4 protein-coding genes are annotated in these 16,876 nt (G+C 43.0%); all 4 read left to right on the forward strand.

Annotated features, from left to right (window positions below; genetic code table 11):
- Nucleotides 1-2: 2 nt before the first annotated feature.
- From ACGF5R_RS06670 to ACGF5R_RS06685, 4 genes are read left to right on the forward strand one after another with little or no spacing between them, the layout of a single operon-like run.
- Nucleotides 3-3,404, forward strand: coding sequence for an amino acid adenylation domain-containing protein (locus ACGF5R_RS06670; protein ID WP_387690279.1), 3,402 nt, complete (start codon nt 3-5; stop codon nt 3,402-3,404).
- Entirely contained in the window at nt 3,401-13,258 is a 9,858-nt protein-coding gene (locus ACGF5R_RS06675) for an amino acid adenylation domain-containing protein (protein WP_387690204.1), read from the forward strand. Before ACGF5R_RS06670 ends, ACGF5R_RS06675 begins: the two co-directional genes overlap by 4 nt.
- Entirely contained in the window at nt 13,255-15,132 is a 1,878-nt protein-coding gene (locus ACGF5R_RS06680; protein ID WP_262980174.1) for a thioesterase domain-containing protein, read from the forward strand. Before ACGF5R_RS06675 ends, ACGF5R_RS06680 begins: the two co-directional genes overlap by 4 nt.
- A gap of 40 nt (nt 15,133-15,172) precedes the next feature.
- Entirely contained in the window at nt 15,173-16,819 is a 1,647-nt protein-coding gene (locus ACGF5R_RS06685; RefSeq protein WP_112876697.1) for a cyclic peptide export ABC transporter, read from the forward strand.
- Nucleotides 16,820-16,876 lie beyond the last annotated feature (57 nt).

The raw sequence follows: 16,876 nt of genomic DNA on the forward strand, positions 1-16,876 counted from the left end.
TTATGAACCTAAAAGGCTTTATTGATAGATTGTCCGAGCAGGAAGTTCGTCTTTTTGTTGAAAATGGGACGCTAAAATCTCAGTCTGCTCCGGGTGCCATCACACCTGAACAGGGAAAATTTATTAAACAAAACAAACAAGCAATTATTGATTTTCTCTCTCATGCAGAAGTAGGGGGGCAACAGAAGTTTTCGTTATTACAACGTCGGCGCCTTACCAAGGCACCGTTATCCTTTGCACAGCGCCGTTTTTGGCTGGTTGAACAGGTTTCTACTGTTGAACGTCAGTATAAGATTTCAACCGCGTTCAATTTATATGGTCAATTTTCCTTGGAAGCCGCAAGCCAGGCGATGGATGCCATTCTTAAGCGACATGAAATTTTACGAACTGTTTATCAGGAATCGCAGGGCATGCTCGAACAAGTCGTGTTGGGCGACTATGTTTTCCAGATAGACAAAGACACCCTTGCCGATGATGTTGACCAACAGCAACACATAGAGGATTGGCTGGAGGGGCAGAAACAGAGATTATTTGATTTAAGTAGGGATTTGCCGCTAAGAGTGGCTTATCTGGCATCTGATCTAAAATCAGATACATCTGATAAACCGTTGGCCGGCGTATTGTTTTTTGATTTGCACCATATTGCTGCTGATGGTTGGTCTTTGGCGATATTAGTTGATGAATTTACCCTTCTTTATCAGCAAGTTGTTCATGGTAAACCTGCTTTGTTGACTGAGCTTGAACTGCAATACTCGGACTATGCCTACTGGCAGAATCAAGCTGAAACTCAGCAAATGTTTGACGAGCAGTTGCAATATTGGCAACAACAGCTAGCCAACTTGCCATTGGTTCATGAATTGCCGTTGGATTATGCTCGCCCTCAAAAATTGGATATGCGTAGCGCAATGCACACGCAAAAGATACCCATGGAGACGGTGAGTAAACTTAAGCGATTAGCTGTGGATTCAAATGCCACGTTATTCATGCTGTTGCATACCGCTTTTGCGGTGATGCTGGCTCGCTACAGTGATAACCCGGATGTGGTTATTGGGACACCTATTACAAGTCGACCGGTACAGAAGCTGGAGTCGCTAATTGGCTGTTTCCTCAATACGCTCGTATTGCGTTTGGATTGTACATCGACGCTGACATTCAATGAGTTGTTGAAGAGTGCAAGGCAGGTGCACCTTGATGCACAGAGCAATCAAGCCATTCCATTCGAATTATTGGTTGAGAAGTTGTTAGCTGAACAAAGCACTGCGTTTACTCCCTTATTCCAAGTGCTTTTCTCAATGCAAAATTATGAATCTCAACAGCTAGAACTTGCTGATGTTGAATTTGAAGAGGTTATGGAGCAAAGGGGACAAACGCAGTTTGATTTGACCTTAACCGCAGCAGAAGATAAGGACGAACTGTCGCTGATTTTTGAGTTTAATCAAGGGCTCTTTAATCCAGACACAATCGCCCGTTTTGCCGAAAATATGCAGTTGTTGTTAGCGCACATTGCGCTCAATGGTGATAGGCCAATTAATCAATTGGCGATCGTCAGTGAGCAGGAACAAGCTGTGTTGGACAAATCTCATCAATCAGCTTGGCAACTGCCTGAGGAGCAACCTTTTGTGCATCGGCTTATTCAACAGCGGGCGGCTGAGTATCCTGAGCGAGTGGCAATTTGCTATCAGGATCAAAGCCTCAGTTTTGCTGAACTTGATGCAAGGGCTAATCAGATCGCCCAATTATTATTGACTAAAGGCGCCGACAACAACCCGTTGGTTGCGATTTTGATGGCGCCTGGCATTGACTTTGTTGTCAGCATGCTAGCGATATTGAAAGCAGGGTGTGCTTATTTGCCATTGGACCCCACTTATTCTGTGGCGCGGTTAAATTTTATCTTGGCTGACAGCAATGTTGGTTTGGTTATCGTCGATAACAAGAGTATCGATAAGGTCGATTTACCAACGGGTCGCGTTTGCACTATCTTGCTTGATGATACTGAAATTGCCGCCCAGTCCCGTACTGAACCGTTGTTGACTTCAAGTGTGACAGCGGAGTCCCTCGCCTATGTCATTTATACCTCGGGTTCGACGGGTAATCCTAAAGGGGTGATGATCCAGCATGGGGCGTTGAGCGCATCCACTGTTGGGCGGTTTAATTCATACTCGATAGTGCCGGAGAAATTTTTACTGGTTTCATCATTTGCTTTCGATTCATCGGTTCCGGCTATATATTGGGGGCTTGGCAGCGGCGCAACGTTGCATTTAATGGCCCCTCAGGATGCGAAAGATGCATCGCATGTGGCGAAGATTATAGACAGTCAACAAATTAGCCACGCTCTTTTTATTCCCAGTTTCTACGATGCCATTCTTGATTACCTTGCAGGACATTCACTACGTAAGGTGATTTGCGCCGGTGAAAATTTGTCGGACAACGTAAAGACAAAACATTTCCAATATCAGCCTCAGGCAACGCTTGTCAACGAATATGGGCCAACGGAAACCACGGTATGGTCTTCGTTGAAACTCTTTGAAAAGACGACTGAGCCAGTCACGATTGGTCGTCCCGCTCCCCATGTGTCACTTTATGTGTTGGCAAAAGATCGCTCCCAATGTCCGGTTGGTGTAGTTGGAGAACTGCATGTTGGTGGTGTCGGACTAGCAAAAGGGTATTTGAACCGTCCAGAACTGACGGTTGAACGTTTTATTGATCATGTGGACTCTAAAGGTAACCGCGAACGGCTATATCGCACCGGTGATTTAGTGAAAGTGTTGCCATCAGGCGAAATTGCTTACATTGGCCGAAATGATTTTCAAGTGAAATTGCGCGGTTTTCGTCTCGAATTGGGTGAAATTGAGAACTGTATCCGCGCTAATTTTGATGTAGCGGATGCTGTGGTTTGTGTGAGACAGGATGACAAGCTGCGGCAATCCTTGGTGGCTTATTTGGTGGCTCCGTCGATGCTCGACATACGCGCACAGCGCGATAAAGTCGAGCGCATCTTGCCGGAGTTTATGTGGCCTAGCTTCTATGTGTTATTGCCGGAAATGCCATTGACTGAGAATGGCAAAGTTGATCGTAAAGCCCTGCCTGCGCCAAGCATGGAAAATATCGCTAAGGAGCCTTTTACATCACCAGAAACGGCAACTGAAAAGCAGTTAGCTGGATTGTTCCATCGGGAGCTTGGGTTGACACCAATCAATATTGGGGCCCGGTTTGTACAGCTCGGTATTCACTCACTGCAATTTGTCAAACTCGGCAGTGCCATCAGCGAAGAATTGAAGATCGAACTGTCCGTGAAGGATTTTTACGTCTATGACACGCTGTTTGCTTTAGCACAGTATGTTGAGCAGCAGCTTGCCGAACAGCAGAAACAGAGTGGGGAAGAAAGGGAGGTCGTTGAACTGTGAATATCGCCGCATTTTTAGCTGACTTAAAACAGCAAGACATTATGGTATACCTTGAATCTGATTCGCTTAAGTTAAACGCGCCTAAAGGCGCGGTATCGCAAGATATGCTGACTGAGTTGAGAGCGCATAAGGTAGAAATTATTGCGTATCTGCAAGGGCAACAATTAAATCCATTACCGATCAAGAGTGTCGACAGAGGGCTGACTCGATTACCTCTTTCTTTTGCACAACAACGCTTGTGGTTCATCGACCAGCTCTTTGGCAGCAGCGAACATTACAATATGGCGACGGTGTTGGAAGTGAGTGGCGCGTTCGATTTAACGATTGCTGAAAAAGTCATGCAACGAATTGTCGAACGCCATGAAGTGTTGCGCTCAGTTTACCGAGAAGAACAGGGCGAAGTATGGCAAGAGATTCAGTCAGATGTTAAGGCAAAAATCAATGTTCGGCATTTGACATGTGAACCTGCCGAGATGAAAGCGATACTTTATCAGTATGTTTCTGCTCAGTTTGACTTACAGAAAGATCTAATGGTCCGGATCGACTTTTTTACCACTGATATTCAACGGCAATTCCTTATCATCAATTTGCACCATATTGCGGGAGACGGATTATCTTTCTCTCTATTGATGGAAGAATTTGTCGCTCATTATCAAGCGATTAAGCAAAATCTGCCGGAATCCTTGTCGGTATTGCCCGTACAATATGCAGATTATGCTTATACTCAGCAGTCATGGATTGCTGATGGGGTGTTTGATGCGCAACTTGATTATTGGCAACAAAAATTAGCGGATATACCGCAAGTTCACCAATTTCCATTAGATTTTCAGCGGCCGGTAAAACAGACCAACTATGGTGTTAAGGTGCGATTCCGATTGGATCGGCAATCTTCGGCAATGTTGCGTAAGCATGCAGGCAATGCCGGTGCGACCCTGTTTATGTTATTGCACGCTGCATTCTCAGTATTTATTGCTCGCTATAGCCAGCAAACGGATATTGTCATTGGTACGCCGGCCACCAACCGTAAACAAAAAGAGTTGCAGCCACTGATTGGGTTGTTTGTCAATACGCTGGTGCTGAGAACCGAATATCAGGGCAAAGTTGATTTCATGCAGTTTATGCAGCATGTAAAGCAAGTCAACATTGAAGCACAAATGAATCAGGATTTGCCGTTTGATGTTCTCGTGGAGAAATTGGCGGTGAGTCGGAACATCGCTTATTCACCTATATTCCAGTTCATGTTCACAATGGATACGACTGAGGCCAGTGAATCGCGACTGGATGACGTAGTGTTTACGCCGGTATCTTCGGGTGAATCATTCTCTAAATTTGATTTGGAACTCGATGCGATTGATGACAGTGACACGATTCTGTTTGAAGTGGTATACAACAGTAGCCTATTCCATGAACACACGATTGCAAGGTTACTCAAATCATTTGAAGTCTTGTTGATTGATATCGCCGAAAATCCTTATAAAACATTAGACTCTTTAGCGTTGTTAGATGAAGACGAGAAGCGCCGTTTAGGTCAACAATTGGCGATACCGTCTTCTATCGCAACAACGACAGAATCTGTGCAATGCCGGTTTGAACGTCAGGCAGCACAAAGATCTGATGCTACTGCTTTGGTATGGCAGGTTGCAGGAGAAAAGCAAACCCTGACATATCGCGAGTTAAACCAGCGGGCTAACCGATTGGCGCATCACCTAATCGAAAAGGGGGTTGGGCCGGGCAATATTGTCGCGTTATGTTTACCGCGTTCTCCTGAGATGATTGTCAGTATATTGGCTGTACTGAAAGCAGGTGCCGCTTACACCCCCATTGACGTTGACAACCCTCAATCCCGAATTAATCACATTATTGCGGATTGCCGGCCGGCGGTCGTGTTGACCAACAACACATATGCAGACAAGTTTGCTGAACTGAATGTCATTGTTGAGCGGTTAACCGCGGAAATGGAACAGTTTTCAGGGGCTGCATCGGATAATCCAAATGTCAACCATAGTTTGAATCAACTTGCCTACGTCATGTATACCTCCGGATCGACGGGCAAACCTAAAGGGGTCATGGTAGAGCATACGCAGTTGAGCCATTTTGTTGCGGCAGCATTGGCAATGTATGCCGTTAAACCTGACGACAACATATTACAGTTCTCCTCATTTGCATTTGATATTTCCATTGAAGAGTGTTTTGTCACCCTAAGTGCAGGGGCCACTCTGGTATTGAGGAACGATGATTGGCTCGACAGCGCTGACCTATTTTGGCAACAGTGTAGTCAGCACAACATCACTGTAATGAGCTTACCTACCGCCTTTTGGCATCAGGTGAGTAGTGGCGACGCTTTGGTGCCTGACACACTACGGTTGGTTATCGTTGGCGGTGAAGCAATTAATGCTGAAATTGTCAGACATTGGTTCGCATCAACAAACCGTCCTCCGGTGATGAATACCTATGGGCCGACCGAAACAACAGTCTTGGCGAGTTACTACTTGATTGAATCTGCGTTGCAGATTGAGCAATCGGTTCCCATTGGCAAGGTATGTGGTCATGTTAAAGCCTATATTGTTGATGAACGTTTGAATTTGGTGCCACAAGGCGTCATTGGTGAATTAGTTGTTGGCGGTAAAGGCGTTTCCCGCGGTTACTTAAACAGACCTGAGGAGCAGCAGAAAAGTTTTATTCAGGTTGCTTTTTTCGACGGTGAGGTTGAGCGGCTTTACCGAACCGGCGATCTGGTGAGGTTTAATGTTCATGGTGAGATTGAATATATTGGGCGCAAGGATAGTCAGATAAAAATTCGAGGTTTCCGTATTGAGCCAGGTGAGATTGAGAATCAACTTATTACGATTGATGGGATAAGGCAGGCAGTTGTTACGGTTGATGAGCTTAACGGCAATAAACAACTGGTTGCATATTACGTTGCTGATGCGCCGTTGGAGCCAGTGGCGTTGAAGGAACAAATCAGCCAAACCTTGCCGGAATATATGGTCCCTAATGCCTTTATTTCGCTAACCAGCATTCCAATGACGGTAAACGGTAAAGTTGACTACAAAGCGTTACTGAGTGTAGAGACACAAGAGTCATTACCAGAAAACTACTGTTTCCCGCAGGGGGAACTGGAAGAACAACTGGCTGGTATGTGGCAGCAGTTGTTAGGCCATCCTAAAGTGAGTCGTACCGATAACTTTTTCAAGCTAGGGGGACATTCCCTGTTGGCGATTAAGTTGGTATCGGAAATCCAGAAAACCTTAGCCGTACAGATCTCTGTTCGTGCAGTCTTCGAAAGCCAAACCTTGGCTGAATTTGCACAATTGATCGCAGAACAACAGACAGTCACTAGCGGCAATGCAGCGCTAGCGCCAATTACGCCTGTAGTTGAAATGGCACGAGTTGAAATGGCACGAGTTGAAATGGCGAGAGTTGAAATGGCGCGGCTTCCATTGTCGTTTGCTCAACAACGGCTTTGGTTTATTGATCAGTTAGATGGGCAAACGCCTCAATATAATATGCCGCTGGCATTAACCGTCAAAGGGGATTTCAATCTCGCTATCGCTGAACGTGCGATAAACATGATTGTCCAACGCCATCAGGTGCTGCGAACTGTCTATCGGCATGATACCGCCGGTGCATGGCAGGAAGTGTTGGATAAGGTAACCGTGAAGATCGACCGGATTGACTATCAAAGCCTTAGAGAAAAAAGTTGTCAGCAGCAGGTGCAAGAATTTATTCAGCAGCACGCGGAGCAGGCATTTGATTTAGCTAACGATGTCATGCTGCGAGCGGCCTATCTGAAGATAGCCGAAGATCAATGTGTTATGGTCTTCAACATGCACCATATTGCATCAGATGGTTGGTCAATCAAAGTGCTTGCTGATGAATTTGTCGACATATACAGCCAACTGCTTGAGGGCAGTCAGCAACCGGCTTTGCCATCGCTACCCATTCAATATAAAGATTATGCTGTCTGGCAACGGCAACAACTACAGGGTGAAACGTTACAAACGGAGCTTAACTACTGGCTAACTCAGCTTCATGAATTGCCTCCGGTACATGACTTACCGCTGGATTACCCGCGTCCATTACAACTTGGCAGCCGTGGTGGGCTATTTGAATTTAGTGCTGATAAGTCTCTTTTGATTGGGCTTAAATCGCTTGCCGGTCAACATAATACGAGCTTGTTTGTGGTATTGCATGCTGCATTTACCCTGTTACTTGCCCGTCATGGACAAAGCAAGGATATTGTCATCGGGACGCCGGTTGCGAATCGTTTGCAGGCGGAAGTTGAGCCGCTTATCGGCTTTTTCGTCAATATGCTAGTGCTGCGCACCCAATACCAAGCCGATCTCACTTTTGCTGAATATTTGTCACATATTCGCCAGGTTAATATTGATGCTCAAGCGTATCAGTTACTGCCGTTTGAATTGTTGGTTGAAAAAATGCAGCCGGAGCGGAGTACAAGTTATTCGCCGCTATTCCAAATTGTATTCTCGATGGATACCAATGAATCCAAGGTATTGCAATTGAGCGACGTCGAATTTGAGTACCTTGATAGCGAACATGTCACGGCTCAGTTCGATTTGACCTTAGATGCCAGTGAAAGTGAGGACACTCTTGATTTTAGTTTTGAATACAACTGTGAGCTATTCGAACGGTCGACAATAACCCGATTCAGCCAACGGTTCCTGACTTTATTGTCTGCATTAGTGAGTGAGCAATATCAAACGGCTCCTTTGACTAAACTGCCGGTGTTAACTGAGCAGGAAAGACAATATCTGTTGGTCGATATTAATGACAATTGGCAGCCTTATCCGGCTGATAAGTGCATTCATCAATTGTTTGAAGAACAAATGGAACGGAGTCCAGAACAAATAGCGGTTATTGACGGCGAGCTTCATCTCACTTACCGGCAAGTGAATGCTCAAGCGAATCAGGTCGCTCACTTTTTGTTGGGCAAAGGTTATACCTCGGATTCCTTTATTGCGGTTTGTATGGAGCGAACTGCGGCCTCGGTGATTACCGTACTTGGCATCTTGAAGGCGGGTTTAGCCTATGTGCCATTTGATGCTGATCAGCCATTGCAGCGGATTGAATACATTCTTCAAGATAGCGGTGCGCCATTAGTTGTGATTGATGATATTCAGCGTTTGCCTACTGAGGTGGCTTCGGCGTACAACGTCTGGAGATTGGATGAAATATTAAACCAGTCACGGATTGAGACCAATATTGCGGCGACGCAGAGTCATTCAACCGCGACCAATTTGGCTTACATGACTTACACCTCAGGAACAACGGGTCATCCCAAGGGTGTGATGGTTGAGCACACGGCGATGATTGCGCGTTTGTATGGTTGGGATGCGGTATTTGGTTTATTCCAGAAGCCGCCAACCGTATTACAAATGGCGGGTTTGGCTGTGGATATTTTTCTGGGAGACATCGTTAAAAGTCTGACCACCGGTGGTCGCTTGGTGATTTGCCGCAAGTCAGATTTAATTACCACAGAGGCTTTGTATCAGCTTATCGAACAACAACAAGTGACGTTTGGTGACTTTGTGCCGGTCATTCTGAGAAATTTACTCGATTATGCTGAACAAAACAGGGTCCGATTGAATTCACTGCGCCATATATTAGTGGGTTCCGAAGCTTGGTATGGTCGTGATTTGAACCGTTTGCAAAAACTGATGCATACCGATGCCCGTTGTTTCAATATTTATGGACAAACAGAATCAGTGATTGATGCCAGTTACGGTGATGTGACCCATCTCTCTTTGCCTGATGATGCCTATGTTCCCATTGGTACGCCGTTTGCCAACACCCACATTTATATCCTTGATGCTTATGGCGAACCTGTGCCTGTGGGAGTGGTGGGTGAAATTGCGGTAGGCGGCCCTGGTTTGGCAAGAGGTTACAACCGCAATAGCGAATTAACGCAACAAAAATTTGTTAAAGACAACCTTTCTGGTCGTTGTGGTTACATTTATCACACAGGTGATCAAGCTAGATTAAAATCTGATGGAACGTTGGCGTTTTTAGGGCGTAATGATGATCAAATAAAACTGCGTGGATTTCGTATTGAACTGGCTGAAATTGATGCCAAGCTTCGTGCATTGCCTGATGTGCAGAATGCTATTGCCGTGGTGCGGGAAATTGAGCAGGGTAATAAACAAATTATTGCTTATCTGCAAACGCCACAACCGTTATTGATTGAACAGATCAGAGAACAGCTACGGCATCAATTACCTCATTACATGATCCCCAGTGCATTTGTGTGTCTGGATGCTTTCCCGGTGAGTATTACCGGAAAAGTGGATAAAGAAAAACTACCTGCACCAGAAGCCAGTGCTTTTACCAGTACTGAATATGTTGCGCCACAAAATGACGTTGAAAGAACATTAGCGTCTATTTTTGCAGTTGTTTTGAAGCAGGAGAAAGTGAGCCGTTACGATAATTTCTTTGCTTTGGGTGGTGACTCAATATTAATTGTGCGTGTTGTTGCAATGGCTAAACAGGCGGGGTTGGCACTCAATGTAAAAGATATTTTGGCCTATCAAAGTATTCATGAAATAACGCAGCAGTTACCTGATTTAAACAACAAAAATGTCTCTTCTAAAGATGCTTATCACGCTTTTTCATTACTCACAGATGACGAACGGGCGGCATTAAAGGAGCCATCCGCATTGGATGATGCATATTCATTGTCGAGTTTGCAAATGGGGTCTATTTATCATCAGCTAAAAGATGAAAGTTACCACATTGTAGAACATTACTCGATTAATGCTGTATGGAGTGAACAAGCGTTTCGTCAGGCATTTAATGCCATAGTACAGCGCCATGAGTTATTGCGTGCGACATACAACTTCGAATTAGGAAGAGCATTGCAATATATTCATAAAACGATTGCTTTGCCGGTTACGCTTAATGATTGTCGCTACCTTTCCGTGCAGGAATTTGAGCATCAATTAGATCACTGTTTGGAACAGGAAAATAGCAACTTTTTCGTTGAAAATGAATTAATGTGGCGAGTTAATGTATTTATTGATGCTAATAATACATTTGCTCTGGTTTTGTCCCATCAACACGCTATTCTTGATGGTTGGAGTGTTGCCAACCTAAAAGTTGAGTTTATGGAGAACTATTTATCGGTGTTGTCTGGCGGTTCTATTCCACCAAGAGCTGACTTACCGCATTACGGTGAATACATTGCTGAAGAACTGGCTGCTATTGATGATCCTGAACACAAAGCCTATTGGCAGAACATAGCCAACGCTGCGGTATTGCCTGACTGGACAGGAAAAGGGTCAACACAACATTATTCTACTCGTCTTGAGCTATCTTATTTACATGACGATTTGCAACAACTTGCGACGCGTTTAAAAGTGCCGTTGCGCACATTGCTGTTGGCGGTACATGTTTATGTATTGGCGAAAGTCAATGGCACTGATTCCATAACCAGTTCGGTGGTAAGCCACGGGAGACTTGAAGTAGAAGGCGCTGAATCTTGTCTTGGATTATTCTTAAATACGCCGCCGGTTAATGCCGATATTCATCAACAAACCTGGGCGTCGTTGATTCAGCAATTAACCGAATATAGCGCTGCAAGCTGGCCTTATCGGCATTATCCGGTTGCTATGATGCAAGAGGAATTCAAGTGTGATTACTCTGGCGCTTTGTTTAACTATGTCGATTTTCATGTGTCTGATGAGTTACAGACAACGCAAGATGTTGAGCCTGAGCAGGCTTATGATCATGAATATGAACGAGTTGACTATGGTTATGATTTTGTTTGCCATCATAGTTCAGCTAATAGTTTTCTGGTTCTGCAATTAGCGTTGACACAATCGGTGTTTGGAGCACATCAGGCAGGTCAAATATTAGCCTATTATGAAACGGCAATAAAATCGATATTAGTTTCACAACATCATCGCTTGGGGCATGCGGATTATCTGGCATCAGGTCAAATCCAACACTTGCAACAATTAGCCCATAATCCGTCATCTATTGCTAATGATTGCCCATCTCTGACGCAATTATTTGCCCGAGTTGTGCATCAGATACCTGATGAAGTGGCCTTGTCAGGGCCTTGGGGAAGCATGAATTATGCTCAGTTGGCGTTAGCGGCTGACAAGCTGGCGGCACTCCTTGCTGCGCGGGGTATCGGGGTAAATGATACGGTGGGTATTTATTTATCAAGTAGTCCTGAGGTGGTGATTAGTGTCTTGGCTATTTTGAAGGCGAACGCAACGTTTGTGCCATTGGCAACCGATTATCCAACAGAACGCATTGCCCATATTATTAATGATGCTGATATTCAGCTTATTGTTTCACAACGTTCTGAAAGCCACACTTTGCCTGTTGATAAACAGCGTATTGTTATGGTTGATGAGATTGAATCGGTTGATACTGCGGTTGTGACACAAAACGTGGCATTATCAGCGCAAGAGCGTGTTGCTTACATCATGTATACCTCGGGTTCAACGGGTACGCCTAAGGGCATTAAGATCAGTCATCACAATTTACTGAGCTATTATGAGGCGGTTCAACGCTGTTATCCGACAAATTCTGCCTGTGTATTGCAAATTGCCAACATTGGTTTTGATATTTTTATCGAAGAATTAATGTTATCGGTATTTTCCGGTGGTCGTCTGGTTCTGGATAGCCATAAAACAGCGTATAGCGTTAAACAGTTATGTCAGATCATTGATGCACAAAAAGTCACACTGATTTCAGTACCCACAGCCTTATGGCATGAGTGGACGTATCAGTTAACTGCCGACGATGTTGAACAACTGGTTGAGCATTTGAAGATATGCATCGTGGGTGGTGAAGCAATGCGAATGGAGTTATTGGCGCTATGGCAACAAAAAACAGACGGAAGGATCCGTTTATTCAACACGTATGGGCCGACAGAAACAACCATTGTGGCAACCGCCATCGATGTTACACAACTCGATACCTCAACAAACTCAGTGGTGCCGATAGGACGTCCTTTGGCGCATTGTCAGACCTATGTTTTGGATTCTCAGGGTGGATTGGCACCGCCAGATGTTATAGGTGAACTCTATATTGCGGGTGATGCTTTAAGCTTAGGTTATGTGAATAACCCAGAGCAAAATGCGGCACAGTTTATTGAAATGGCTATTTTGCCGGAACAAACAGTACGCTTATATAAAACCGGTGATCGTGTTTATTGGAATAACGAGGGTGAACTGGTTTATGTCGGTCGTCTTGATAATCAGGTCAAGATCAGAGGTTTTCGTATCGAAACCCGCGAAATAGAGTCAGCACTGTCAGCGATTGATGACGTGGCGACAAGTATTGTGCGAGTGACTGTCGATGCAACCGGCGAAAAACAGCTATGTGCTTGGCTAGTGATGCCAGAGGGTGCCGAAACGGATGTTGTCATCCCCTTGATAAGAGAACAACTGAAAACACGATTACCAGAATATATGGTGCCAACCCTATATGCCGTGATAGCCGCTATACCAACCACGGCTAATGGTAAAGTGAATTTTGCTGCCTTACCTGAGCCAAAACCTTGTATTAAGAGTGGGTTAGAGCGTGTTGCAGAAACTGAAATTGAAAAACAATTGGTACAACTGTGTGCCGATGCACTGAAATTACCGTTAAGCATGGTGAAGTTAACCGCGTCTTTTATCGAGTTGGGAGGGAACTCCTTAACCTTGTTGAGATTTTTGCATCAGATACAACAGACTTTCGCTGTAGCGGTAAGCGTTGCCGATATCATGACGGCCGGTGATCTAGCCATGCTCGCACTGATAATTGAGCGTAAGCAGTTGCAACAGGTTGAACAAGCCAATCAGGGACATAACGCTGTGGCAGAAGAAGGCTGGTTATGATGATAAAAATAGACGCGGATAAATCAGGTGGAATAATACGAATCGTTGATATTATTCGGCAAACTTCGGCTGCGGGAGTGCAGCTATTTGTTGAGCACGGCAAATTAGGTTTTAAAGTCATGTCAGGTTGCGTTTTTACCCCTGAACTAAAAAACTTAGTGATTGCCAATAAAGCTGAAATTATTGCTTTTTTAGTGCCCAATGACGCCATTAAATTGGTGTCATTGGGCGCTGACCGAACGCCATTATTTTTGGTTCCTGGCGCAGCTGCTCCAGTATCATCTTTTATTGATTTAGCCCGAGAAATAAAAAACGATTTCTGCCTCAAGGTATTTGACGCAACTTCCCTATTCTTGGAAGGGAAAACAGTGACAGTCAAAACATTGGCTGAACGTTATGTGGCATTACTTTTGCAAGCTTATCCACAACAGCATTATCGATTGGTGGGTGATTGTGTGGGGGCATGTATTGCTTTCGAGATCGCTTTATTGTTGGAAAGTAAAGGGAAAATGGTTGACTTGATAGCGATTGATAGTTTTCTGATCGCCTATGAGCAACAGCCTTATACCCGCGAGGAGATCGATGAAGTGACTGCCGAGTTAGCTCAAGGCATTGAAGGTGAAGCCCTGGAAAGCTTTATTGAAGTTTATAAAAGCTACTCAATGATGACTTGCAATTATGTGCCATCAGCCAAGTTAAAGGGCAAGATGACATTCATTTATTGCGAAAGCTCCATACAATTACGGGCAGAAAAAGAGAAAATTATTGCATCCTTACAAGATTATGTCACACAACCGATTATTTGTGGCATGGTAAGTGGTGATCATTATTCAGTATTAAAACCGGGTTCTGTTGAATCTCTGGCTGAGGCTATATTGCGACAACGTTACCGGCCAGAGCCTTCATTCAAAAAATCGAATTTAACCTATCAGGAGTTGCTCGACATTGTGCAATATCGGGCCGATATTTATCGGCCTGTAAATGACATCAATCATTATCACCGAGTGAGGATATCACAGGTCGGATGTTGGTTTATTGAAATAGCGGATGGCCGTGTACATATTGATTTCAACGCTGATGATGCAATGTATGAACAATATGATTTTTATAGTGAGATTGAAATCAGTGCGGATTTATTAATGGCGTGCGTAACCAGCGAGGAACCCGCAATCGCTATCGCTAAGGCGATATTAGATCATAAAATTCAGGTACAACAAGGAGAAGAGCTATATCACTTATTATGGATTATTTTTGGCATCACGAAACCTGATGAAATTTTTAACTGGATTGATCAACAAGATAGCCAAGACCAATATTTAGGTGTTCAAACTGATGGAATTGCTTTTGACGATAAATGTCATATCAATTCTTACGATGGCACTTACTTTATGCCTGCTCATTACAGTGTGATTCATAAGGCATTAATATCTCTGCCGATCGAGTATCATGACTTTCAATTTATCGACTTAGGGTGTGGGAAAGGGCGAACTATTGTATGTGCATCCAATTACAATTTTAGTAAGATTACCGGAGTAGAGATTATTGAATCGCTAGCATTAATTGCACAGCAAAATGTTAATGTTATAAAGAAAAAAAAGAATATTGAAGTAATACAGGGTGATGTAAATGACTATCAGTTCAATGAAAATCATGTGGTTATTTATAACTATGATAGTTTTTCTAATGATCAGCTTAAGAAAATTTTACAGCGATTGAAAACAGATATTTATGACAAAGGCTATAAGGTTTTTATTTTGCAAATTAATGGTGATAATGCGATTTATCAGCACTGTCTTTGGTTAACGCCAAAAAAAATTGCCCAGGGTTTTATGGGGGGGTGGAATATCACTTTATGGCAAAGTGAAGGTTGTTAAAGTCTGGCAATAGTAAAATCTTATTTAGGAGTTAATCTCGATGATCTCTGATTTGGTTAAAGCCAATCGGTTAAAAATTATTCTTAATAGTATTGTTGGTGCTTTTAGTGCTTTCTTTAGTATTTGGCTAATATCCTTAATTACCGATGATGCATTGGAACAGATTAGTGTTGACTTATTATCATGGACAATTAAGTTCTTCAGTGGGCTGGTTTGTTTATTTATTGTAAGTTCTTTTGCTAATTACTTAATGACAAAGTTAAGTGTGAAAATTATTTTTGAGGTTCGTAGTGCCTTAGTAAAACGAATCTTGAATACCCCTTATGCCATTTTGGATAGGATTGGAGGACATAAAGTTCAGGCCAGCTTAACATCTGATGTAAGTGATATTTCTAGGGCTATTTCTACTATGCCACAGTTTATTTATCATGTGATTACTGTGATTGCATGTTTGGGTTTTTTGGCATTCAAATCGATTGGTCTTTTTGTGGTCATCTTGGTTATTCTCCCATTAGGAATTTTGGTTTCGTGTTATTTCATCAGTAAAGCCGAAGCTTATGATGATATATATCGTGATGATTATGATAATCTTCATGAGCAGTTTAAAAGTCTGGTGGATGGGGTTAAAGAGCTGAATAACAATGAAAGACGAAAAAAATCGTTTTTTAATCGAGGTGTTTTACCATCATTAGAAAAGATTAATGATTCTGATCTTAGATCGGAAATTTTTTGGAAACTGAATGAAAATTGGGGTCAAGTACTATTATTCTTGGTTCTTGGGGCTATTTTATTTTCACATATTATGTGGGGAATAGGGGAAAGTAACGATATTCTTACCTTTATCTTTATAATGACATTCTTACTGGGGCCTGTTGATTTTATTTTATCATCCCAGGAAACTATAGTAAAAGCGCTTATATCTCTGCGTAAGATTGATCGCTTGAGGTTTTCTGAAAACTTATCAATGGAGCCAAGGTTAACCAACACAGAAGAATTTAAAGAGTGGTCTCGAATTTCCCTGCGTTCCATTAGCTTTAAGTATGCCGGTGAAGGGAACTGTTTTTCTGTTGGGCCGATTAATCTGGATATTCAGCGCGGCGAAATTATCCTTATTAAAGGCGGTAATGGCAGTGGTAAGTCAACTTTTGCCAAATTGTTGATTGGCTTATTGAATAAATCTGAAGGTGATATTTTCATAGATGATAAGGTGGTTAATAAAGATAACCGAGAGAATTATCTGAATATGTACAGTGTTATTCATTCGGATTTTTATCTATTTGATACGGTAATTAATCGAAAAGGTGAACTTGCCGATGATGAATTAACTCGTCAATATCTGAAAAAATTGGATTTAGCAGCAAAAGTCACGGTTAAAGATGGAAAATTATCCACAACTAAGCTTTCTCATGGTCAACGTAAGCGCTTAGCGCTGGTTATCTCTTATATGGAAGATGCACCTATTTATTTGTTTGACGAATGGGCAGCCGATCAGGACCCTAATTATAGAAGATTTTTCTATCATGAATTACTTCCTGAAATGAAGCGCGATGGAAAAACTATCATTGTTATTAGCCATGATGATAAATATTTTCATATCGCCGACAGAGTTATCACGATGGATAATGGTTTAGTAGATAATATTGAAATCAATGTACACCCCGATAAAGTAGAAAATGCGGCTTTATAGCCCGCTATTGCTAAGATGTAATCATAATATACCCTATGGATTTCAAGATGCATCGCG

Origin of the sequence: Photorhabdus sp. RM71S (genome assembly GCF_042879355.1) — a bacterium.
GTDB lineage: Bacteria > Pseudomonadota > Gammaproteobacteria > Enterobacterales > Enterobacteriaceae > Photorhabdus > Photorhabdus kayaii.